This is a genomic window from Methanobacterium petrolearium, assembly GCF_017873625.1.
In the GTDB taxonomy this organism is placed as follows: domain Archaea; phylum Methanobacteriota; class Methanobacteria; order Methanobacteriales; family Methanobacteriaceae; genus Methanobacterium; species Methanobacterium petrolearium.
On the sequence record NZ_JAGGKL010000001.1, the window covers coordinates 98964 to 121565 of the forward strand.

Below are 22602 nucleotides of genomic sequence, written 5' to 3' on the forward strand. Positions count from 1 at the left end.
ATTTTATAAGAGTTCATAATAGATACAAATTTATATTATAGGAAAACTTCTAATTCAAATACTTCTTCAATATATTCTCTCTTCAAAGCGTTTTTTATTCTGTAAGCTAATACAAGGGAAGGATTATACCTTCCCTGTTCCAAAGCTATGATTGTCTGCCTGGTGACATCTACAGCTTCTGCCAACTCTTCCTGAGTCATTTTAAGCTCTTTTCTGTACTTTTTAATTTTTGTTTTCATGGTTTCAACAGATAATCATTTATTCTATCAACTCTCCTTCTCCAGTTTGTATCGTGTGCTAAAATTTATTATGGCTCCAACAAATGCCGTGACCATGATCAGTGCTCCCCAATTATTTTCAATTTCATTAAAACTGGATAAAATTATGGAAACTATGATCATGGTTATTATCACTCCCCAAGCAGTATTTCTCATGGCAATGGAATAGTGTGATTTTCCTCGTTCATCCATTGCTAGCAAAGAGGCATACTGCATGTCAAAAAATAAGAATAAAAACAATCCTGTGATGGTTATGGAAATTATGATATTTTGAGGTAACATCACTCCTATAAAAATCAAAGAAGCCGTAGCTATTAAATAAACAGTTCCCTGCCATGTCATTTCAAAACTGAAAAAACCTTTTTTCTTTTTGAACCATTCTGGTTTTGCTATTACCATTTTAACACTTTCCATTCTTATATTCTTGTTTAATTCTCCCGTTCCAATTTATAATTGGTTACTGATTTAGATATAATCCCTGCAGCCAATGCAAGGATGATAAATGGATTTGCATAAAGTTTTTGTTGCAGTGCATTGTAGGTTAGTTCAACAAATAACCCAATTACCAGGACGAACATCATAGCCCACGCAGCATTTCTTTCGGCTATGGCTTCATGGATACGTTCTCTTTCATCTTTTTTCAGTTTCCACATCACATCTACCATGTCTATTATTAAAAAAGCCACCCATATGCCGCTAATGATTAATCTATTCTCTGTAGATAAATTAGGAATTAATTGCAGTATAACTAATAGTAAAAGCATTCCTGCAAGGTAAACTGCACCTTGCCATGTTTTTATGCTAACTCCCCACCCTGTATATTTTCTTCTTCCAAACCATTCTGGTTTTGCAATTATCATAAATCCACCCCTGTAAGAAATATATTACATTTAATGTAAAAAATATATTACATAGTATTTAAATTTTTCCAGCTTAGTAAAAAATTCAAGAAAAAATTACTTGTTAACTATGAAAAATTATTTAAATTATTTAAATTGCTTTTTAACCCCACTAATCTGAAGTAAAAGTGATAAAGGTCCGGGCCGGGGCCCAAACAAGATATCATCCCTTTTGAATAAATAAGCAGCGATCCAAAAGGTTATCACACTCATTATAAGTACAAAGATCACCGGTAGAAGGATTTCTGGCGTGCTAATATTATCTCCTGTAAATAATCGCATTACTGTGGTCATTGGTGAAATATTGGCCGAATAACTTTCTTTGGAAATATATGCCAGTGCAGGAACGATTAAAAACCCCACCACAATGATGTAGGCAAAACTGATTCCTATGCCTGCTTCTTTATAGTTTTTTGCGTAGGCAGCTATGATGGAGGTGAGTCCCACTATGGGTATGGCAGTGAATACCACCATAAGATAAACCAGGATCACGTTGTGTATGGAAAAACCTGCACCAATAAGAACGATTATCCACATGGCCACTTGCAGGGCTGATATGGCCACCACAGCCAGCCCTTTACCCAACAAAATCTCCACAGAGGATATGGGCATTGCTACGAGTATTTCACCGGTTTTGCGCTCCTTTTCCCCAACTACACTGTCAATGATTATGTTACCAAAAAGGAACAGAGGCAGAAATAGAAGTACGGCGAGCATCACCTTTTTAATAAGTTGCATGGGTAGTGATTCGCCAGTTTTTTCCTCTTTAACACCACTGACGTTGCTGTTGTTTTGAGGACTAACTGATTGGAGGTAAGAACTGGTTAAGGCTGTTGAAAGGGTTTGGGTAGTGGTGTTAATCTCATCCCTAATCACACTTCTTTTGGGATCTGAATAGTCCAAATAGAGTGTGGTGTCCACTATTTCTCCTTTTTGTACCTGAATAATTGAATCAGATGAAACATTGTAGAACCCATCGGTTTGACCAGTTTCAAGGCGCTCCAAAGATTGGTTACCATTGGTGGGGTATACTTTAAGTATTTCCGGGTTTATTCTTTTTTCAAATAAGCGCCCCTCATCATCAACATCCAGTGTGGCGAAATCTGTGAGTGAAGGTGTTAATGATATGGCCCCCTCTGATTGTATGCTGGTTTCAAAGGAGTTGAACATTATAATTAACATGAATAGGACTGATAACTGCATGAAGAATATTAAAATGAACTTCTTACTCTTAAGAGTGTTTTTAAACTCCCAGCGAGTAATGGTGAAAAAATTCATGTTCATGTCCATTTTTCCTACTTTATTAAATGAGTTAATATCTTATCCATAATCAAATTAATCGATTCTATACTGATTGGATGAAAACATCGTCCAGTGTGGGTTCTTTGGTGTTGACTGAAAATGCCTGGCTACCGAATATATCAATGATCTTGGAGATGTCTTCCCGGTTGTGCATGGATATTAAAAACTGGTCACCTTCCAGGTTAACACCCCTAACTGACTCGAAAGAGGTGATGCGTTGGGTGTCTATTTTTTCAGGTTCATGTACCCGTACTTCGAGTATTATGTCACCATGTATTTTTTCTTTTAAATATTTGGGAGTTCCTATATCACAGATTCTTCCTTGGTTTAATATTGCCACCCGGTCACAGAGTAAGTCTGCTTCATCCATGTAATGGGTGCAGAGGATAACTGTCTTATCCCCTTTGAGTTTTTTGATGAAGTTGCGTATGGTGCGAGATGTGGCTGGGTCCAGACCCATGGTAGGTTCATCAAATATTATGACCTCTGGATCATGGATGAGTGCCCGGGCAATTCCTATTCTCTGGCGTAATCCCTTGGAAAACGTGTTAATACGATCTTCAGCACGGTTTTCCATCCCAACCAGTTCCAGAAGTTCATTGATCCTGCCATTTAGCTGGTTTTTAGGAACTCCGTAGAGTTCTCCAAAGTATCTTAAAAGATCTCGTGCCTTGAAACGTTCGTAAAGGTTGGGTTCTTCCGGCAAGTATCCTATCATGGATTTGATCTTTATCTGGTCATGATAGATACTGTAACCCCCCACTGTGACCTCTCCAGAGTTGGGTTGTAATATACAACAAATAATCCGGATGGTAGTTGTTTTCCCGGCACCATTAGGGCCTATTATTCCCAGAAGTTCGCCCTTTTCTATCTCCAGATTAAGGTTGTCCAGTGCCTTTATATGTCCAAAGGATTTGGTTAAAGAATCTATTTTTATCATTTCATTGCCTGGGTTCAATTTGCAGCTCTCCCTGCCTGGATTTGAAAAGTTCTTCACTTATGTTTAATCTGAATCCATCTTGTTTATTTAGTTAACCGAAACCTTGTTTAACATTTTCATTTCTTCTAGAATTTTTATTGGTTATTTTTGCAAAATGAAGTAATAACAATATTTAAATACGTTTTTTCTTTAAATAACCATTGAATCCCAAAGTTATGATCAATAATTCTTGGGAAAAATCCAAAGAGTTCTTAAAATGTTTTTATCAGAATTAATCCCGGTTTCAGATGCCAAAAAAATCATATCCCCCTGTCTTAAGGAACCACTGATGGAAGAAGTGGATTTGGAAAGTGCATTTAAGAGAGTCAATGCAAAAAAAGTGTATTCTAATCTTAATTCGCCTCCTTTTAATCGTTCAGCCATGGATGGATATGCAATTCTGGCTGAAGATACCTTTGGCCATTCTGCTACTAATCCCATCCAGTTAAAATTGGTGGATAGTATCAGAGCTGGTGAAAAGTCAAATATTGAACTTAATGAAGGTGAAGCAATTAGAATTGCCACTGGTGCACCACTACCTTCGGGTGCCAATGCTGTGGTGATGGAAGAATACACTGACCTGGATGGAAACCTTTTAAATGTGGAAACAGCAGTTTTTCCTGGTGAAAATGTATCCCCTGCCTGTGAAGATTTCCGAAAAGGCGACCTGGTTCTGGATAATGGCAAACTCTTAAACCCTCCCGAGTTGAGTATTGTTGCTTCTGCAGGTTTCAACCAGGCCACTGTATTTAAAAAACCCAAAATCGGGGTTATAATAACTGGCAGTGAGTTAGTAATGCCCAAAAATGATCTTCAAGGTGCTGAAGTCATAAACTCCAACCATTTCACCTTGAAATCCATGGTAGAAAGTTGTCTGGCTGTTCCTGAAATGTTCCACGCCATCGACGATGCTGACCTGGTGAAAAATATGTTTAACAGACTTTTAAAGAATTATGATGCCCTAATCACCACCGGGGGTACTGCAATCAGTAAGGGTGATGTGGTGGTGGATGTGGCCCATGAAATGGGTGAGGTTCTTATTCATGGTGTGTCCCTAAGGCCAGGTAAACCATTCGCCTTTGCACAAATCCAGGGCAAACCTGTTTTTATGTTGTCTGGTTTTCCAGTGGCAGCCATGGTCCAGTTCGATGTTTTTGTAAGGGATGCTCTTTTGAAAATGCAGGGTCTCCATGTTGAACCATTGAAAATACAGAAAAAAGTATCAAGGAAAATGCCATCAAGCCTGGGAAGAACTGATTATGTTCGCTCTAAAATTGAAGGTGAACTGGTCCATCCCCTGAAGATCAAAGGTTCTGGGATCATAAGAACAATGGTGGAATCAGATTCTTACATCATAATACCCGAGAATCAGGAAGGAATTTTTAAAGGAGAAGATTGTGTGGTTCTCCCCTATCAATCACTAAAAGCTTAAATCATCAAGATTAATAGTTTAATGAAAAGGTGATCTTGTTTGAACGTTTTATGGTACTACGTTATTTTAATTGTCATCATCTATATTTTAGCCGTGTTATTCAGGGATAGATTGAAAGTTGACGTTTATGGACCTATCCTCATGAGAAGAACCAAAAAAATGAGGGGATGGATAGATTCCATAGCCAACCTCTCCCCCCGGTTCTGGCGCTGGAGCATGAACATAGGAATTCCAATTGCAGTCATGGCCATGGCTTTCATGGTGTATACCATCATAATGTCCTTGCAATACATGTTTGAAGCTCCCGCCGCTGCACTCCTATTACCCGGGGTGGATATACCAGGATCACCTGTCTTCATACCTCTTGTTTCAGGCATTATTGCCTTAATATTGCTCATGGTTGTTCATGAGTTCGGACATGGAATCCTGGCCAGAGTGGACGGAGTTAGAATTAAATCTATTGGTGTTATTCTACTTGCAATCCTGCCGGGAGCTTTCGTGGAACTTGAGGAGGAAGATGTTGAAAAGGCAAAAAGATCTGTTAAACTCCGAATATATGCTGCGGGTTCTATTTTTAACATGGCGCTGGCAGTGATTGCGCTGGTTATTGTAATGGTTATATCTTCATTTTTTATACCATATGCCTTCGAATACGAGGGTATTAAAATTACCAGTGTGACCTCTGGTGGCCCTGCAGAAGGTGTGCTTCAAGAGGGGATGATTGTCAGCAGCATTAATGGCTATCCGGTTAATACTAAGGACGAATATACTGATCTGGTATTAAACAAAACAAAACCTGGAGATAAATTGACCTATGTGACTGATCAGGGCACTTATACCATTACATCAACTGGACAGCTTAGTAATGAGTCCATCACCTATCCTGGATTTCGAAGTGAAACATATTTTGTGGTTAAACCAGAAGTTTCCCGTATCTATGGAGACATACTTCCCTGGTTCTTATATAATGTTGCGGATATTGGTCAATGGGTTTATGCATTGAATTTAATGGTGGGATTGTTCAACCTCCTACCTATAAAACCCCTGGATGGAGGAATAATATTCGAAGAACTGCTGGGATATAAACTACCAGAAAAATTCGTAACCAAAATAGTTTCAAGCGTTTCTATCGTCCTGGTTGGAATTGTGGCCTTTATAATCATATACAGCATAGTTCCAGGGATAATACAAATGGTTCCAGGGATAATACAAATGATTTAAACTAATAAATCCCCTATTTTTTTATTTCCAGTACCAACTTATTGTTTCGTAGTTATCTGCTTTTTTTTACAATTAAAACAGATATCAGAACCCCTTTTGTTTGGATCCCGGTTTGTTTTGAAAATTTTACCACAAATCTTACACTGTGTTTTTCGAAGAAGTGTAGGTGGCTTGGTTACCGCTGGTTCCTGGCACTGGCAGGTAACTCCAACCATTACTTTATTTTCTTTTTTGCTCCTTTTTTTGGCCATTATAACCAATCCCAGATAAAATATAATTCAGAATTCTGATGAGTATATGTTGTAAATTAAGAATTGTGGTAAGTATATGTTGCAAATAAATGTTAAGTGTAATTAAAATTACAAAAGAAAGGAGGAAGGGTTTTACCCATCCTCCTTGGGGGCGGTAAAAAAGAAGTTTTTTATCCCAAATATTCACCAAATACATGTTAAACTTTAGACACCTTATTGAGTCGTATTTGGTGTCCGAATCCGTCTTGTTTCTTGGTTATTCTGAATCTGTATCCAGTGGCTTCTTCCATGGCCATGGCCGCGGTGTTGGTATAGGGGCAGGTGGTGATTAACACTCCACGACTTTCCAGCTGACTGCACACCGGGAAAAAACGGCAATTTTTCACTTTAAGGTCGACTTCATCCTCAAAAGTGGAGTATTCTATATCTCCTGCCATGTGGTGTGTGTCCACAAAGTAGCTGCGAACTGATTGTAGGGATGTTTCTTCATCATCAAAATTGAATCCCTTTGATTTAAGCTCTTGGAGAAATGTTCGGCCTATCTGGCGGGTTACAGAATAGGAACCTTTTCCCGCTATGGTCCAAAGGCCCTGAGTAAGCCCCAATACCATTATCAGAAGAGGATCTTTACCTGTAGGGCGGTTGATCTTTTCTCCCATGGGTTGGAAAATCGATTTATCAATACCACATCTTGGACAGACCCAGTCTTCAGGAAGGTCTTCGAAGGTGGTTCGGGGTTCTATCCCTGCTTCAGGATCTCCTTTTTCTGGTTGGTAGATGTAATGGCAGATTTCACACTGATAGTTCACTTTTTGTCTCCTTGCAATGAAAGGTGGTGGGAGAAATTTAGAAGTATCTCTCCAGAATTCCTTTAAGCATTTTTGCGTGGCGGGCTTCATCACGGGAACTTTCATCGAAGAAGTCATGGGCTGGATCATTGTCACATTCTTTGGCCTTTTTGGCTGCGGCTTTTTTCTCGTTGTTGGCCATGGTTTCTCCTTCCAGCATCATTTCCAGGTTTTCCTTGAGGCTGGGTTTAATTATTTGATTCATCTCTGCAAAATGGGATGCATGCTCTGCTTCTTCCCATGCGATGGTTTTTAGAACTTCTGCCACTTCAGGTAGTCCTTCTCTCTGTGCTAATCTGGCCATTGCCAGGTACATTCCTACTTCCTGTGTTTCCCCATTGAAATTGGCCTGTACTGCTTTTTCCAGGTCAGTTCCTTTACAAATTCCCATTTCATGTTCATTTATCAATTCCATTTTTGAATCCTCCACTTCTACATTATGTTTTTCATTTTTAAATCATGCTCATTTTGTTAATTAAAACATTACAGAGTTTTAATCTCTTGAGCCAGTTTCCTACCTGCCTCAAAGCATTTATCCAGTTCGTCTGAGTCTGGAACATAATATACTTCATATTCTTCCTTCACATTGAATCCACATTCTTTGAGATCCTTGGCTAATGTTTCAGGTGCTCCTCCCTGACCGCCCATGGAACCAAAAGTGAATGCCAATCTTTCTCTACCTGTTCTGTTGAATCTTAATCCTCGAAGATAATATATCAGGTCTCCCACACTGGGGTACGGTTCATCATAGATAGTTGGTGCTCCCAGGGCTATGGCTTTACTGTCCAGGATGTCTTTTACGATTTCACTCCTTTCATCTTCGTGGAGGTAGTACATTACCACATCCACTCCTTCGCTCATGACTCCTTCTGCTACGGCGTGTGCCATTTTCTGGGTTGATTGGTGCATGGTATCATATATGATGGTGATTTTATCAGGACACTCCCCAGTAGCCCAGGCACTGTAGGCTCCAATGACCTTCATGGGATCCGTCCATATCTGGCCGTGTGAAGGGGCTATCATCTTTATCTGCTCCAGAAGTCCTAAGTCTGTGACTTCTTGGAATTTCTTTAAAACCAGTTTGGATAATGGAGTTATCAGGTTTGCGTAGAATTTCTTGGTGGCATCCATGAGAATGTTTTCGGGTATTTCATGATCGTAAAGCTGAGGGAAGCACAAGTGCTGTCCAAATGCATCATTGGGGAATAATATGCCTTTTTCCACCAGTAAAGTGAACATGCTGTCGGGCCAGTGCAGGAGGAATGCTTCTAAGAATGCCAGAGTTTTTCCACCCAGATCAAGGGTGTCACCGGTGCCTACTGTGATAAATTCTGTGCCTTTGAGTGAGGGGAAGTGTTTCAGGAGGCCATCAACAGCTATTTCTGTGCAGTATACTGGTGCTTCAGGGAATTTTCTGTGCAATTCGGGTAATATTCCACTGTGGTCTTTTTCCACGTGGTTTTGGATGATAACATCAATGTTCACTGCTTTCCCTTCTTCGCAGAAAGCATCCTCAATTCTTGCCATTAATTCCGAGAAGGTTCCAGGATAAGAGTTGTCTATTAAAGCTACTTTTTCTTCTCCAAAAACCAAGTATGCATTGTAACTGGTTCCTTTTAATGTGTAACCATGGTATTTTCTGATATCCCAGTCAAGTACTCCTACCCAGTATACTCCTTCTTTAATCTTTTTCGACGCTGCTTTCATGTTTTCACCACTTAATTTCTCTAATTTTCATTGTGATGTGCTAATGCCACACCACTGGTTCGTGCATTTCCGAACGTATAGTAATATACGAACCACCATATATAATTTTTACTGTTCGCATCTAAACGAACGTACTTATATATGCGAACATTTTATATAGTAAATGTATAAATCATATATAAATAAAAATAGACCAAAGCCCTAAACTTGGCCGGTTGTATAAAAGGGATTATTATGACCCCAATAAAAGCAAAAAATCGTGTAAAAATATTTTCCACTAAATCAGGCGTGAATATAATTCAAAGCCCTATAAAAGCCCAGATTCTATCCCTACTTAAAGAGGGAGGGATGAGTGGATCCCAAGTAGTGGCATCCACCAAAAGATCCAAATCAACTATCTCAGCACACTTGCAGGATCTGGAGGATGTCGGAATAATAGATTGGGTAATAGATCCTGAAGATCGACGAAAAAAAATTTATTACATCAACTCCCGTTTTTTAGGCGATGTTTCTCCAGAAAACGAAGTTGAAGATGATGTTGACCTGGCCCTTCAAAAACAGATTTTAGAATCAGATGACCCACTTAAATTCTTCAGGTTTATGTTCAGAGCAATAAGAGTATCCCTTATGGATGAAGGAATAAATATCGACCCCATACTGCGTAATGCAGGTTATAAAGTAGGGGAGACTTTTTACGAAAAATTGCAGACTCCTGATATTAATAAATTTATTAGAAATGTTGCAAAATTTTGGGAAGATAATCAGTTAGGCCGGATTGAAGTTAAAAGCACCGATCCCATTATTATTCAGGCTTATGACTGTTTTGAATGTGAAGATCTGCCTCAAATCGGGAAACCTGCCTGTGCATTTGATTCAGGAATATTGGAAGCATTTTTCTCACTATGCTTCCAGGAACAGGTGGAAGTGGAAGAAGTTAAATGTTACGCCCAGGGTGATGATTACTGTCAGTTCATGGTTAAAACAAAAAATTAGATTATATTTCAGTTGAAAAATTATTTATCAGTTAAAAATTTCTCAATAGCCCCTGAAGACTTTGAAACATCCCTAATGCAACCATAATGTCCCCAGATAGAATCATATAAGAATAGTTCCGCGTTGGGGAGACCTTCATATAATGGCATTAAACTGTATTTTTCATCAACAATCTGATCCTGATGAATGCCTATCACCAGTGCTGGAACCTCGATTGTGGATATTTCCTCAGTTAGATCATGATTGAAAATCGCCTTGTTTTTCCATACCAAATCATTAGCATCCCAATCAGCAGAATCGGCTTTCCTCTCACTAACTCCTTTCAGGAATTCTTTCTTAGATTGAAAACATTCTTCATAGTTTTCTGGGGCTAAAGACCACAGGTAACTCAGGTAAGCTACCTTTTCCATGGCTTTTACTGGATTTTCAGTGTAATTTCCCTGGTTATACTCTGCGTCATCTTCAATGATCTGGCTCATGAGGTGGTAAACACCAAACATGCGGTTGGAAAAATGATGGCTGGTGGCATGCAGTATCAGGAAATCCATGAATTCAGGATACTCCAATGCCCAGTTAAGAGCCTGGAACCCACCCATAGACGTGCCCATGACCCCTTTGAGGTGTTTAATCCCTAAACCCCTGGTTAATAATTCATGTTGGGCTATTGCCATGTCTTTAATACTGTATTCTGGAAAATCTGTTCCCATGCCAGGGGCAGATGGGCTGGATGATCCGGGTGTTCCTAAAGCTGTGGTACTTATCACATAGAACTGGTCTGTGTCTATAACCTTTCCCGGACCAATTACTTGGTTGAGGTTTTCCACGGAATTACAATCTCCACTCCAACCATGAAGATATAAAAATGCGTTGGTTATTTTACCCTCACTGTCAAGCGTTTTAGTCCCCTGAACTGCGTATTCCATGGTTAAATCTGGAATACTTTCTCCAGATTCAAATTGGAAATTTTTTAGATTGTGATATTTTCTTTCAAGCAAATATTTCACCCTCAATCATCTTCATCATTTGATCCTTATTTCAAATTCCTTTCGAACAAGTTCCATTGCTTGTTTGTGTTTAGGTCCTCCCACATGGTTAACTACCCTTGATATCTCTTTCAGCCTATCAGCGTATTCCTGCTTTTTTTCTGCAGGTACCCGTTGCACTCTGCTCAGGTTCACCAGGGCTTCAAGCACCCCACATATTGCCCGGCTGAGTGGTTCGTATTCTTTCCGGTTACGCTTTATATCCTGAACCTGGGAGTGAAACATGATGGTGATATTCTCACCCATGGCATCTTCCTTCTCCACCTTCTTTTCATGGTGTACTTCACAAAAAAAAGATGTGTATGCATTTTTTAAGGAAAATCCATGTTTTTCTTCAGTAAATTCTGTGGCTGAAGGGTTATCTATGAGAGACTGGGTGAAAAGAAGTGGATCTCTGGATAGATTTACATGGAACTTTTTTTCCCGTTTTACATTGGCTATGGTGTGGGATCCTTCGTGGAGTCGGAGCACTACCTGATCCGGTCCTTTGCAGATAACACCCATAGGGGCGGCATTGGGAGTTCCATCTTCATTTCGTGTAGTTACAATGGCCTCATAATGAAGGCCTTTTTCCATGTTTAAGGAATATAGATCAACAGTCATTTATCTCACGATTAATAATTTTTTAGATTGATACAACGTTATCCATTCTGGAAATAAAAGAATATAATGTATTTATTTTTTAAACCCTATTACAAGAATCACCGGAGAAAAGGTCAAATATTTTCATCTGGTTTAATGGTCCTGGTTACCGTTGAATTTGACTATGGTGGTGGAAAGGTACTTTCCCTTCTTTGCAAATCCATCAAAAACTTTTTCATCTTCCATACTGCAATTTTGGACAGATACAACCGTTTTATCCCGGGGATCCTTATTTATGATTTCTTCCAGCATCTGGGAATGGCGGGAGGTCTTCATGATCACGGCAGTGTCTGCATGTTGCAGTAGTTCTTCCAGTCTCTGGTCCACCTTGGGCACCACCAGAATGATTTCATCCTTTTCGCCCAGGGTGATGCCGGCACTGGCAGCACATCCAGTGAATGAATTTATTCCCGGTATCATCTCCACAACATATCCCTGGTCGTCTATTATCCTGGCAACATATGAAAATGTGCTGTAAACTGATGGATCTCCCAGGGTGATGAAAGAAACATCCCGGCCTTCATCTAATTCATTTATAATTAACTCTGCAGCCCCGGCCCAGTAACTTTTCAGGGCTTTCTTATCCTCAATCATGGGGAACAGAGGTTCAATAGTTACATGTTCATCCTTACGTCCATCCAGAATTCCCCGGACAATGGAAAGTGCCACGCTTGGTTTGTTCTGGGACGATTTGGGGGCACAAATTACCGGAACGCGTTCCAATGTCTTCACAGCCTTAACTGTAAGTAATTCAGGGTCTCCAGGACCCACACCAACACCTATGAGTTTACCTCTATTCATATTCATGATGAAACACCAATTTAAACTAACAATAACTGGTCTTCTATTTTATGTAATCATAATATAAGGGTATTTATCCTGGTTCTTTGAACTATTAAAAATAAAGAAGGTTATTGATTATTTATTTATAATTTGAAGTTATGCCAAAACCCCTAACAATGCTGTGTGGATTAATTACATGTTATTAGACTGTTTTCGGACCTAATACTGTGTTTAAATTATTTTAACGCATGATTTACTGTTTCTTTTAGTTCTGGAACCCCCTCTAAATCACTTCCCATACAATATCCCACTCCACATCAAAATACTGGTGAATAAGTTTATCTCTCATTCCTGCGATTTCTTTCCATTCTATCTTGGAATTATCCGTCTTGAAATCATCAGATAAATTTTTAACTGCTTCACCAATAATTTCAAGACTTCTTACTGTTCCTCGTTGTAACAGTGGATCACTTAAAAGATCTTCCTTGGTATTTGTTGAGAATTGAACCCCAATAAAATAGGTTCATCTTTAATATGTTCCAGAAGGGCAGTATCCTTATTCACACCAGATCACCTCTTTTTCCACAGTAGGGCGCATATAAGGACTTAATGCATTATTAGTGACCAGATGAACTTCCTTGTCAAAAAGTTCTTCTAGATAGAAGACCAGGCCCATGAAATTATGGAGAGTGGGTTTATCAAATTCAACCAGAATATCAATGTCACTGGAAGTTGTTTCTTCTCCTCTGACGTAGGAACCAAAAACTCCTATTTTAGCAACACTGTATCTTTCTTTTATTTCACTCTCATGTTCCTTGATTACGTCCAGAACCCTCATTAAAGCACCATATAACCTTTATATCTCTGGAATTATTTATTGGAGGGTGATTGATATTAAGTTTTGGTAAACTCATTTCTCACTGGAACTTCTACTGGGGGAGTTGTGATCCAGATTTCGTTGAATTAATGTTGGTTGGTGTGCTGCTATCATGTCGTGACATTTTATCAGGATTAATGAGGATAAAAATGTTTTGTAGGCTGCTTTCATAAGCCCACTGGAGTAAAGGAGGGTTCCGTTGGTGTCGGTTTTGTCTTTTTGGCCTAGCCAGTATTGTAGGATTTCATTTGTGACTTTAGTGGTGGCAATGGCAAAGCTTCTAGCACCATCATATCCTGCTGGCTCACCAATCAGTTGTGTAATGTTGGTAATTGGATCTGTTGAGAGTAAAGTGTACCCATTGTCATTTTATTGATTGGAAGATAGTTTGAGTGGTTTCGTTAATCACTTGATTGCCTATTGTAGTATCCGGCCCGTAAACTGCAATTACGTATATTCCATTGTTAATTTTAAAGTACATTTCGCTAGAAACTAGTCTACCTGCTGTGTATTCATAACTGTATGTCAACTTCTCCACAAAAACACCATTCGGATTAGTTTCGTTGGTTGGAGATAATAATTTACATGTAGAATCATTTTTAACCCTTAAAATGGTTCTATCTTTCATTTCCGAAGTGGAAGTTGTGCTAATATTCTTAAAAACCATCATGTTTTGTACTTTTAATGGAGCAGTATTTTCAAAATAAGCGATTAATTCTAAGGGAAAACTAGAATTTGTATCATTACTAGAATAATCTGCATTTTCAAAATCAGTAGGATAATTAAAACTTATATAAGCATCAGAAAATGTTTTAGTAGAATTATTAAAAAAACTAATGAACACATTGGAAACTAAAAGAATTAAAATGATTATCCCTATAACCATAGCTAAATTATTTTTATTGTTCATAGTGCCATCTCATATTATTATACTCTTATTATCTTAGTTGCACTTGTATCTGGAGTCTTTGGAGCCCCTTCTTCCTTATCAAGGAAGAACATGGAAAACTATTTGTAAAAAAACCAAGTGCAAATTCTTGACAACCGGGCACGGCCAACAATGCAACGCCAGTGCCAAAGTACAAAGCAGCTTGTTGATTTTTATCTTTAAGTGTTTCCTGAAGACTTATTATTATTCCTGATATAAATCCCTTAAAACATCCCTAAATTGGCTTGGTTCGGAATAATTCTGATGTTGCTTATTAATCACTGCATCTACTTCTTTTAGTGTTAACCAGCCATCTGTCCCTGCAGCTCTATTAAAATTTTCCAATGTGTTCTTGCTTTTTCCTGTTTTAAGATCAACATAAATGTACTTAAATGTCTTATCTGTACCATTTTCAAATTCAGTTACAACAGGTACTTTCCAGACTTCTTTACCATTCATAGTTATTTTCTGAGGTTTACGGCATGGATTACCCATTGATTGAATTTGAGCGATGTAACTTGCTTTCAATTCATCCAATGACCTCCATTCATCATCATCTTTTTTGCTCATTAATGTTTTTGCATCAATGGTAACGGTCCAGTAATAAGGTCCCTTAGGAGCAGGAGGATCATAAAATTTTACTACCCAATATTTCCCATCAGAAGTCAAATAAACATCTTTCACAGTACCCACACCAAAAGCTATTCCCCCATTTAGTCTTGCTATGGATACTGCTGTTGCTTCAGGAGTTGAATTATCAAAAGAAGTAGTACTTAAAGAAGAAGGATCAAAATGTGTTCTTCCCTTAATTTCAGAGATTAAATCCAAACCAAAGGAGACTATCATGAAAGCAGAAACTAAACAGATAATAGTACCTCCTATTAAAACACCAGCAACCAGTAACTTTTTCCTATCCAAATGGATACCACCCTACTTGTTTTCCATTTATTGATGAAAAATGCCAGTTAACTGCGAAAAATCCCATATTAACCCCCCTTTTAATCACCATAACTAATACAGTTAATATAAACTGCCTCATAACTCAAATATCCCTAATATCAGTAATACCTCCAATTATATATTACTTTCCATCCACTTAATATTATTACTAACCCCTTAGTGTGAAGTTAAAAATTAATACCATTACTGTTTATTACAGCAAAAAATCAATCATTGTTTAAGCCCATTGGTTTATTAAAATATTTCTAAATGTTATTATTTAAATCTGGTTTACAATCACTCTTAAAAAAAGTCATTACCCACATTACATATAGATCAAAGCTTTTTAAGGGTATCATCCTGATTGAATTTAAATGAACACATTTGAAGTTCCTAATGGAAACCAATTTTGATGAAACCTATTTTTACGCTGGAAAACTTTAGGTATTTATACCACTAAAAAAATAGTAATCTTCATGGATAACGGCTTCTTCTGTGACAAGTGTGGAATGATAAAAGACCGATGTATATGCTCATCTAGCGGATCTGAAGGATCTGGTCAGGTAAATACACCGAAAATATCAACTTCAAGGATCAAAGCTATTAAAAGACAATATCCCCATATTGATGAGGATATCATTGAAAAATTCCCTTTCCAATCACCCCGGGAAGGTCAGCTGGAGATCATAGATGAGATCAGGGAGGCCATCGAACGTGGCTATTCTAACATCATCCTGGAGGCAGGTACAGGTACTGGGAAATCAGCAGTGGCCACCACCTTGGCGCGACTTTACCAGCCTGCCTATGTGCTCACCATGACCAAACAGCTCCAGTCCCAGTATGCCTCAGAATTCGGATACCCTATGGTTAAAGGCCGTGGGAACTTCTTATGTCAGAATGAGAGTTTGGAGTACAGCTGCGATCAGGGGACCTGTCAGACCATCCCCAGCACCCAGAAGTTCGCCTGTGATTATGGTATCAGCAAATCCCCATTTAATGGCGAGTTTCACGCTTTTCAAGATGCTTTTGGAAGTCCAATTTATTTCCGTTCCAATGAAAGATGCCGCTACTGGGACCAGAAAGCATTGGCTGTGGAAAGCTCCATAACATTAATGAACTACGATTATGCCCTACTTGAACTTAACTATGTAAAACACTTTGGTAAAAGGCATTTTATGGTTTTAGACGAGGCTCATAACCTGGAAAACAAGTTAATGCAACGTCTGGAGGTTAATCTCTACAACCGCCGCCTGGAACGCGAAATCAAAAAAACCATACCCCCCAGTATGATGAAACATACCGAACCTGCAGAATGGATACTGTTTGTAGAATCACTTTACGACGATTACCAGGACTTGGACCTTAAAAAAATCCCCAAAAGATCAGCTGACCGTATAAACCGTATGAAAATGAACCTGAGTGAACTTTCACGAAACTTGGAGAACTCTCCTGATAACTGGGTGGTGGACACCAGTCCCGGAGGAGTATCCTTTAAACCCCTCCGGGTAAACACCTATGCTCCTGAGCATCTTTTCAATCATGCTGATATCCGGCTTTTTATGAGTGCCACCATCCTTGATCAGGATTTATTCTGCCAGTGGCTGGGAATAAACCCGGATGAAACATATCACCTGGAGATTAAGAGTGTTTTCCCACCATCATCCCGCCCAGTTCATTTGAAACTGGTGGGGAACATGTCACACCGCCTGATAAAACGCACCGCCCCTAAAACTATTCCTGTCCTTGAAAAAATCATCGAACACCATAAATATGAAAAAGGACTCATTCACACCCACAACTACAAGTGTCAGCAGTATATCATGAAATATCTTAAGGATCCCCGTTTGATGGGCCATAACCCCAAAAACAGGGAACAGGTTCTAAACCGTTTTGAACATAGCAAGGAACCTCGAGTGCTGGTAAGCCCTTCAATGAGTGAAGGGGTGGATTTACCCTATGAAAAGTGCCAATTCCAAGTTATATACAAGATACCATTCCCTTACCTGGGAGACCCGCAGATAAACCAGCGAAAACAGCAGGACCCTCCATGGTATGCTTATAAAACAATTATGACTCTCCTGCAGGCTTATGGTCGTGGGATGCGGGCTGAAGATGATTACTGTGAAACTTACATCCTAGATGGTAACTTCCGCATGTTACTGAGGAACAAACTTTACCGTAACCTAGTGCCCAGCTTCTTCAAGGATGCCATTCAAAGAGAATGACACCCCCATGATTATAAAAGGAGAGATAGTTTTAATATAGAGTTTTAACAAACCATGAAGCATCATATTAATGCCATTATTACTTCTTGGCCTAATCAAGTTATGAGAGGTTTGATGAATGTCCGAACTTTCCAAGGTGGACATATACAGACAAATTGATGTTCTAAGACAAAGTTTGCTGGATCTTACCATGCGAAACCAGCTCCTGAACTTCCGCCCCCGTACCATGACTGTGGAAGTCAAGGAAGGAGAACTTCCCGAGATATACGACCGGTTAGTTCTTAAAAAAAGCAAAAGAAAACTGTTACAGTTCATCCCAAAAACTGAAACCGGGTTTTCTGCAAGTGGTGGATCAGTAGATAGGGCTCGTTTTGAAGAAGATAAACCTCCTGTTTCAGGGAAAGAAGAATCTAATATTCCGGGTGAAAGTGAATTTACTGGTGAAAACTATTCTAATACTGATGAGAGTGAATTTAGTACGGATAAAGGAAATAAAACTGTTTATCATGTTGCTAATGAGTTAGAAGTTTTTGATAATTCATCTCAAGAAAAATTTGTTGTTTCTGATGCTAATTCTCAAAAAGAATTTTCTGATGATGTTTCCAATTCCACACTTAACACTGATTCAGAAAATGTTACGGGAGATGAATCATCTATACTATGGGATTCCCCTTCACCAGACCAAGAAACCCTGGAAAAAAATAAAGAAATATTTTTATCCACTGACTTAACCCCCTCAGAGCTTCAACGCCGACTTTTCTACATTAACCAGCGTGCCAGGTCAGTGATGGAGGAACAGGGATACAATATCCTCTACCTTGCCATGGGATTCGTGAAATGGAAGGATGATACTGGCACCCCTGGATACAGAGAAGCACCTTTGATATTGATACCTGTTGAACTGGAACGTAAACGAGTGAAGGGTTCTTTCAAGCTTCGGTGGACTGGTGAAGAAATAATTGCCAACATATCCCTGCAGGCAAAATTACTGGATTATGGGGTTGAAATACCCGACTTTGAAATGCCCAGAAATCCAGAAGGTATAGACGAATATATGGGCTTAGTTAAAGAAGCCATCTCTTATAAAGGTGGTTGGGAAGTTCTGGAGAAAACATTCCTAGGATTTTTCAGTTTCACCAAATTCGTGATGTACAAGGATTTGGATCCAGAAAGTTGGCCTGAAGACATGCCTCTGGAAGAGAACCCCCTTATAAAAGCCATATTCGACCCTTCAGAAGAGGTGGATCTGGGTTTCCAGGAAGATCAGGTAGATGTTAAATTATCCTCAAAAGATGTGTATCATGTTTTAGATGCAGATTCATCCCAGATTTCGGTGATAGAAGATGTGAAACATGGTCGGGATCTAGTGGTTGAAGGACCTCCAGGCACTGGTAAGTCTCAGACCATAGTAAACCTTATAGCCGAACTTTTAGCACGAGGCAACACTATTCTTTTTGTAAGTGAAAAAATGGCTGCTTTAGAAGTGGTTAAAGGCCGTCTGGATAGTGTTGGGCTGGGAGAATTCTGTCTGGAACTTCACAGTAAAAAATCGAATAAAAAAGATGTTCTGGAGAAGCTGGAAAGTGTGCTCAGGAATCCTAAACCCAGTGAACTGGCATTAGAGGATGATTTGAACACTATTGAAGAGCTTAAGTTAGATTTAGACGAATACGTTAACATCCTACATTCACCCTATGGAAAAATTAAGTGGACTCCTTATCAGCTGTTTGGTTTAAAAGAAAAATCACTCCATCATTTTGAAGAATCTAACAGTAAAATGCCACGTTTTATCATGGAAGAAAGTGAAAATTGCACTTTAAGGGAGTGGCAGCGCACCATAAATAAATTCAAAGAACTTGGAGAATTATATAAGCTGGCAAAACCCGTGACTTATAATCCGTGGAATTCAACCCAACCAGATCCCATACTACCTGCAGAAGAAGAGGAAATAGAAGCTCTGTTAACTGAAACTATAGGAAAACTTGATGACTTGAATTTAAAAGCCCAGACACTTTCTAAAATCTCAGGAGTGAAGATACCCACCACTTTAGATGAAACAGAACACTTGATAGCTGCTGTGGAGATTATTTCATCTTTTCCATCTTTGGAAAGGGATATTCTTCTAAATACCCAGTGGGATTATGATAAACTACAGGTTTATAACCTCATTAAGACTTTAGAAGAGTATAAATCCAAATCTAAAGATTTGAAAAGATTTAAAGAGGGAGTTCTGGATGAGGATATTCCATCTACCCTGATGGATTTCCAGGAAAAAAAGTCAAAACTCCTCAAGTTTCTGAGTGGAGACTTTAAAAAGGCTAAAAAGAAAATTGGAAGACTTTATGAGGGTAAAGTCCCTGATGATGATGGAATAATTGTTCGTGACCTTGAAGAACTAATAAAATGCCAAAAAATGAGGCGTAACATAAGGGAACATGATGAACTGGCTAAATCACTCTTTGGATCACACTGGAGGAGAGAGGAGAGTGACTCTGAAAACCTGAAGGATATATCTGAATGGATCCTCAAATTCAGGAAAGCCCTTGAAGAAGGTAGCATAACTGAAAAAATTCTCATCATCCTGGATTCTGCTGAACAACACCAAATCAAGGACATTACCAGACAGATACACCAGGATTATGACCAGATTTTGCAGTTCATAAACCAACTGGACAAGTTTTTGCACTTTAAAGATGATTCAGTTTACATGAATCTTACCAAAAGTCCCATTGAATATTTAATATCCCAAATTTCCCTACTAAAGGATGGTCTTTCATCCCTACAGAACTGGTCACGTTTCAGTTCATCAAGAACCGAATGTCTGGAAACAATAGGTGCCAACCTTGTAGAACTGGTAGATAAAGACCAAATCAAATCAGAAAACATCATCCCCTGCTTGGAGGGTAATTTCGCAGATTCCATGCTCCGCAAACTTTTCCTCAGAGAACATTCCCTATTCCGTTTCGTGGGTGATGTGCATGAGAAAAAGATAAATGAATTCCGAGAACTGGACAGTAAAATTATAAAACTTAACCGTTTCCGAATAGCAGAAGAACTGTACGAAAACCGACCCTCCCTTTCAGGCACTGCATCACCCCGTTCAGAATTGGGAGTTCTCAAAAGTGAATTTTCCCGTAAACGGGGACACATGCCTATCCGAAAATTATTGTCCATCTGTGGCGGAATAATACAGACAATTAAACCCTGCTTCATGATGAGTCCCCTTTCCATTGCCCAGTACCTGGACCCTTACAGTGTGAAGAACCTACGCTTTGACTATGTTATTTTCGACGAAGCCAGCCAGGTGAAACCTGAAGATGCCCTAGGAGCGCTTTTAAGAGCCAGATGTGCGGTTATAATGGGGGACACAAGACAACTCCCCCCCACAACATTTTTTGACATCTTGATTGATGTGGAGAGTGATGATTATGATCTGGCTGTGCTGGCAGACATGGAAAGCATTCTTCACTTGTGCAAAAGGAGTTTCCCCTCTAAAATGCTCCGTTGGCATTACCGCAGCCGGCACGAATCCCTTATAGCAGTCAGTAATCAAGAATTTTACGACAACCACTTACTGATCTACCCATCACCTAATCAGGATTCTGAAGAACTGGGACTTAAACTGGTTCATCTCCCGGAAACTGTTTATGATCGTGGAAAAACTGCTACCAACCGGGCAGAAGCCAAAGAAGTTGTTAAAGCTGTTTTTGAACACTACCAGAAGTATGGTGATTCCAAGAGTCTGGGTGTGGGCACTTTCAACGTGCGCCAGCAACAGGCTCTTCTGGAAGAGTTGGAATTACAGTTGAAGTTGAACCCCACAATGGAAAAATATTTCAACCCCCACCAGGAAGAGCATTTCTTCATTAAAAATCTGGAAACCATCCAGGGTGATGAAAGAGATGTGATAATGGTGAGTGTTGGTTACGGATTTGATTCAGAAGGCCGTTTAAGTCATAATTTCGGACCCGTAAACCAGGACGGTGGAGAAAGACGTTTGAACGTTCTTTTAACACGTGCACGTGAAAAATGCATGATATTCTCCAACTTCAGAGGGAGTGATCTGCATTTAAACAGTAGTGCTCCTTTCGGTCTTCGAGCATTCAAAGAATTCCTGGAATACGCTGAAAAGAGAACACTTGCCCATCATGATCTGGAGCAAGGAACTGCTGATACTGCCTTTGAAGATGCAGTTTACCAGTTTTTAACTGACCATGGCTACCAGATCCACCGTCAGGTGGGTTGTGCTGGTTTCAGAGTGGATCTGGCAATTGTAGATCCAGAATATCCTGGACGCTACCTTCTGGGGATTTCCTGTGACGGACCAATGTACCAGACCAGTAGGGTGGCGCGGGACCGGGACCGACTCCGCCAACAAATCCTGGAAGGTCTTGGATGGAGATTCCACCGTTTATGGTCTACAGATTGGTACAGGAATCGTTCTGAAGTGCAAAAACATCTTTTAAATATAATAGAAGAGCTTTTGGGTGAGGAACGTGGTAAAAAAGATGTCATTCCCCCCGTGGTGGAGGATGAAGTTGAAGATATTCCTGAACTGGAAGTAGAAATCCTGGAAACCGAAGAAGAAACCGTTCCCGAGGTTGAAGTTGAAGAGAGGCCACAGGATGAAATACCTGAATATCAGGTATGTGAAAACCCAGGAGTGGAAGTATCTGGAGATATGCACACACAACCAGTGGGTGATGTTGCCAGAGCAGTGATGAAAGTGGTGGAGGTGGAAGGGCCCATCCACTACGATGAAGTTGTCAGACGTGTCAGGACTTTCTGGGGGCTTAGCCGAGCAGGAAGAAGGGTGAAGGGTGTTATGAAAGAAGCAGTTCATCTGGGAGTTTTGGATGGTCAAATCATCCGGAAAGGAGATTTCCTATATTACAAGGATGCCCCGGTTGTGGTACGCCGCCGTACCGGTAAACCCCCCGCCAAAGTGGACCTCATAAGTGAAGAAGAAATTGCCGCTGCTGTGAGAATCATCTTAGAATCCCAGTACGCCACTGAAATAGATGAACTGGTACGTGAAGTTTCACGACTTTTTGGTGCTAAAGTGACTCGTGGTCCGGCCATAACCAGGATAAAGGGTGTGATTAACGATTTAATAAGTCAGGGTGAAATTGAAGAACGTCCTGATGGGATGATCGATCTAGTTAGAAGTTGAACAAATACAGTTGAGTAAAATCCTGACTCAAATTTTGGGTTCATTCGACAAATTTTTGCTAAAATAATAATATAAAAAATTT

The 22602-nt window shown here is 39.5% G+C and carries 22 protein-coding genes; 5 read left to right on the forward strand and 17 right to left on the reverse strand.

Annotated elements, in window-relative coordinates:
- Window positions 1-35: 35 nt before the first annotated feature.
- The 5 genes from J2743_RS00465 to J2743_RS00485 all read right to left on the reverse strand — a co-directional run bounded on the left by J2743_RS00465 (window position 36) and on the right by J2743_RS00485 (window position 3419).
- Window positions 36-239 carry a helix-turn-helix transcriptional regulator gene (locus J2743_RS00465; RefSeq protein ID WP_209624301.1) on the reverse strand — a complete coding sequence of 68 codons (204 nt, stop codon included), beginning with the start codon at window positions 237-239 and terminating at the stop codon, window positions 36-38.
- Between the two features lie 27 nt (window positions 240-266).
- The gene (locus tag J2743_RS00470; RefSeq protein ID WP_209624303.1) at window positions 267-677 is read right to left on the reverse strand and encodes a hypothetical protein; all 411 of its coding nucleotides are present in this window, start codon (window positions 675-677) and stop codon (window positions 267-269) included.
- Window positions 678-706: 29 nt separating this feature from the next.
- Window positions 707-1138 carry a hypothetical protein gene (locus J2743_RS00475; protein WP_209624305.1) on the reverse strand — a complete coding sequence of 144 codons (432 nt, stop codon included), beginning with the start codon at window positions 1136-1138 and terminating at the stop codon, window positions 707-709.
- Window positions 1139-1264: 126 nt separating this feature from the next.
- The gene (locus J2743_RS00480; protein WP_245247886.1) at window positions 1265-2461 is read right to left on the reverse strand and encodes an ABC transporter permease; all 1197 of its coding nucleotides are present in this window, start codon (window positions 2459-2461) and stop codon (window positions 1265-1267) included.
- A gap of 61 nt (window positions 2462-2522) precedes the next feature.
- Window positions 2523-3419, reverse strand: a complete 897-nt coding sequence (locus tag J2743_RS00485) for an ABC transporter ATP-binding protein (RefSeq protein ID WP_209624870.1) — start codon at window positions 3417-3419, stop codon at window positions 2523-2525.
- Window positions 3420-3675: 256 nt separating this feature from the next.
- On the opposite strand from J2743_RS00485, the gene J2743_RS00490 reads away from it, so the two are divergent.
- Together J2743_RS00490 and J2743_RS00495 are read left to right on the forward strand one after the other, a co-directional pair.
- Window positions 3676-4890, forward strand: coding sequence for a molybdopterin molybdotransferase MoeA (locus J2743_RS00490; RefSeq protein ID WP_209624308.1), 1215 nt, complete (start codon window positions 3676-3678; stop codon window positions 4888-4890).
- A 39-nt stretch (window positions 4891-4929) separates the two neighbouring features.
- Window positions 4930-6111 (forward strand): site-2 protease family protein, encoded by a 1182-nt coding sequence (locus tag J2743_RS00495; RefSeq protein ID WP_209624310.1) that lies wholly within the window; start codon window positions 4930-4932, stop codon window positions 6109-6111.
- 38 nt (window positions 6112-6149) lie between these two features.
- On the opposite strand, the gene J2743_RS00500 is transcribed toward J2743_RS00495, so the two are convergent.
- The 4 genes from J2743_RS00500 to J2743_RS00515 all read right to left on the reverse strand — a co-directional run bounded on the left by J2743_RS00500 (window position 6150) and on the right by J2743_RS00515 (window position 8917).
- Entirely contained in the window at window positions 6150-6362 is a 213-nt protein-coding gene (locus J2743_RS00500; protein ID WP_209624313.1) for a hypothetical protein, read from the reverse strand.
- 197 nt (window positions 6363-6559) lie between these two features.
- Entirely contained in the window at window positions 6560-7171 is a 612-nt protein-coding gene (locus J2743_RS00505) for a rubredoxin (RefSeq protein WP_209624315.1), read from the reverse strand.
- Window positions 7172-7208: 37 nt separating this feature from the next.
- Window positions 7209-7625 carry a ferritin-like domain-containing protein gene (locus tag J2743_RS00510; RefSeq protein WP_209624316.1) on the reverse strand — a complete coding sequence of 139 codons (417 nt, stop codon included), beginning with the start codon at window positions 7623-7625 and terminating at the stop codon, window positions 7209-7211.
- Between the two features lie 68 nt (window positions 7626-7693).
- A complete protein-coding gene (locus tag J2743_RS00515; protein ID WP_209624318.1) occupies window positions 7694-8917 on the reverse strand; it encodes an FprA family A-type flavoprotein in 1224 nt (407 codons plus the stop codon).
- A 234-nt stretch (window positions 8918-9151) separates the two neighbouring features.
- Here J2743_RS00515 and msvR point away from each other — a divergent pair, with 234 nt between their 5' ends.
- Window positions 9152-9910: a transcriptional factor MsvR gene (gene msvR / locus J2743_RS00520; protein WP_209624320.1), complete on the forward strand. Its 759-nt coding sequence runs from the start codon at window positions 9152-9154 to the stop codon at window positions 9908-9910.
- 20 nt (window positions 9911-9930) lie between these two features.
- Here msvR and J2743_RS00525 read toward each other — a convergent pair whose 3' ends face one another.
- The 8 genes from J2743_RS00525 to J2743_RS00560 form a co-directional block, all read right to left on the reverse strand.
- Complete coding sequence (locus J2743_RS00525) at window positions 9931-10905, reverse strand: alpha/beta fold hydrolase (protein ID WP_209624322.1); 975 nt, start codon at window positions 10903-10905, stop codon at window positions 9931-9933.
- Window positions 10906-10929: 24 nt separating this feature from the next.
- Window positions 10930-11556, reverse strand: coding sequence for a DUF447 domain-containing protein (locus J2743_RS00530; protein WP_209624324.1), 627 nt, complete (start codon window positions 11554-11556; stop codon window positions 10930-10932).
- Between the two features lie 132 nt (window positions 11557-11688).
- Entirely contained in the window at window positions 11689-12402 is a 714-nt protein-coding gene (gene cobI, locus J2743_RS00535; protein WP_209624326.1) for a precorrin-2 C(20)-methyltransferase, read from the reverse strand.
- 259 nt (window positions 12403-12661) lie between these two features.
- On the reverse strand, window positions 12662-12892 hold the full coding sequence (locus J2743_RS12265; RefSeq protein WP_209624872.1) for a HepT-like ribonuclease domain-containing protein: 231 nt from the start codon (window positions 12890-12892) through the stop codon (window positions 12662-12664).
- A 42-nt stretch (window positions 12893-12934) separates the two neighbouring features.
- Window positions 12935-13216, reverse strand: coding sequence for a nucleotidyltransferase family protein (locus tag J2743_RS00545; RefSeq protein ID WP_209624328.1), 282 nt, complete (start codon window positions 13214-13216; stop codon window positions 12935-12937).
- Window positions 13217-13288: 72 nt separating this feature from the next.
- Window positions 13289-13426 (reverse strand): hypothetical protein, encoded by a 138-nt coding sequence (locus J2743_RS00550; protein ID WP_209624330.1) that lies wholly within the window; start codon window positions 13424-13426, stop codon window positions 13289-13291.
- A 193-nt stretch (window positions 13427-13619) separates the two neighbouring features.
- Entirely contained in the window at window positions 13620-14165 is a 546-nt protein-coding gene (locus tag J2743_RS00555) for a hypothetical protein (RefSeq protein ID WP_209624332.1), read from the reverse strand.
- 222 nt (window positions 14166-14387) lie between these two features.
- Window positions 14388-15101, reverse strand: coding sequence for a hypothetical protein (locus J2743_RS00560; RefSeq protein ID WP_209624334.1), 714 nt, complete (start codon window positions 15099-15101; stop codon window positions 14388-14390).
- A gap of 497 nt (window positions 15102-15598) precedes the next feature.
- Between J2743_RS00560 and J2743_RS00565 the strand changes: the two genes are divergently transcribed.
- A complete protein-coding gene (locus J2743_RS00565) occupies window positions 15599-17347 on the forward strand; it encodes a helicase C-terminal domain-containing protein (RefSeq protein ID WP_209624336.1) in 1749 nt (582 codons plus the stop codon).
- A gap of 118 nt (window positions 17348-17465) precedes the next feature.
- Entirely contained in the window at window positions 17466-22520 is a 5055-nt protein-coding gene (locus tag J2743_RS00570; RefSeq protein ID WP_209624338.1) for a DUF3320 domain-containing protein, read from the forward strand.
- Window positions 22521-22602 lie beyond the last annotated feature (82 nt).

Excerpts from the sequence above, each read along its gene's own strand:
- J2743_RS00500 (WP_209624313.1), bottom strand. The coding sequence starts at position 6,362 with ATGGCCAAAAAAAGGAGCAAAAAAGAAAATAAAGTAATGGTTGGAGTT.
- J2743_RS00565 (WP_209624336.1), top strand. The coding sequence starts at position 15,599 with ATGGATAACGGCTTCTTCTGTGACAAGTGTGGAATGATAAAAGACCGA.
- J2743_RS00570 (WP_209624338.1), top strand. The coding sequence starts at position 17,466 with ATGTCCGAACTTTCCAAGGTGGACATATACAGACAAATTGATGTTCTA.
- msvR (WP_209624320.1), top strand. The coding sequence starts at position 9,152 with ATGACCCCAATAAAAGCAAAAAATCGTGTAAAAATATTTTCCACTAAA.
- J2743_RS00480 (WP_245247886.1), bottom strand. The coding sequence starts at position 2,461 with ATGAACATGAATTTTTTCACCATTACTCGCTGGGAGTTTAAAAACACT.
- J2743_RS00510 (WP_209624316.1), bottom strand. The coding sequence starts at position 7,625 with ATGGAATTGATAAATGAACATGAAATGGGAATTTGTAAAGGAACTGAC.
- J2743_RS00550 (WP_209624330.1), bottom strand. The coding sequence starts at position 13,426 with ATGAAAGCAGCCTACAAAACATTTTTATCCTCATTAATCCTGATAAAA.
- J2743_RS00465 (WP_209624301.1), bottom strand. The coding sequence starts at position 239 with ATGAAAACAAAAATTAAAAAGTACAGAAAAGAGCTTAAAATGACTCAG.
- J2743_RS00470 (WP_209624303.1), bottom strand. The coding sequence starts at position 677 with ATGGTAATAGCAAAACCAGAATGGTTCAAAAAGAAAAAAGGTTTTTTC.
- J2743_RS00515 (WP_209624318.1), bottom strand. The coding sequence starts at position 8,917 with ATGAAAGCAGCGTCGAAAAAGATTAAAGAAGGAGTATACTGGGTAGGA.
- J2743_RS00545 (WP_209624328.1), bottom strand. The coding sequence starts at position 13,216 with ATGAGGGTTCTGGACGTAATCAAGGAACATGAGAGTGAAATAAAAGAA.
- J2743_RS00530 (WP_209624324.1), bottom strand. The coding sequence starts at position 11,556 with ATGACTGTTGATCTATATTCCTTAAACATGGAAAAAGGCCTTCATTAT.
- J2743_RS00555 (WP_209624332.1), bottom strand. The coding sequence starts at position 14,165 with ATGAACAATAAAAATAATTTAGCTATGGTTATAGGGATAATCATTTTA.
- J2743_RS00490 (WP_209624308.1), top strand. The coding sequence starts at position 3,676 with ATGTTTTTATCAGAATTAATCCCGGTTTCAGATGCCAAAAAAATCATA.
- cobI (WP_209624326.1), bottom strand. The coding sequence starts at position 12,402 with ATGAATATGAATAGAGGTAAACTCATAGGTGTTGGTGTGGGTCCTGGA.
- J2743_RS00475 (WP_209624305.1), bottom strand. The coding sequence starts at position 1,138 with ATGATAATTGCAAAACCAGAATGGTTTGGAAGAAGAAAATATACAGGG.
- J2743_RS00485 (WP_209624870.1), bottom strand. The coding sequence starts at position 3,419 with ATGATAAAAATAGATTCTTTAACCAAATCCTTTGGACATATAAAGGCA.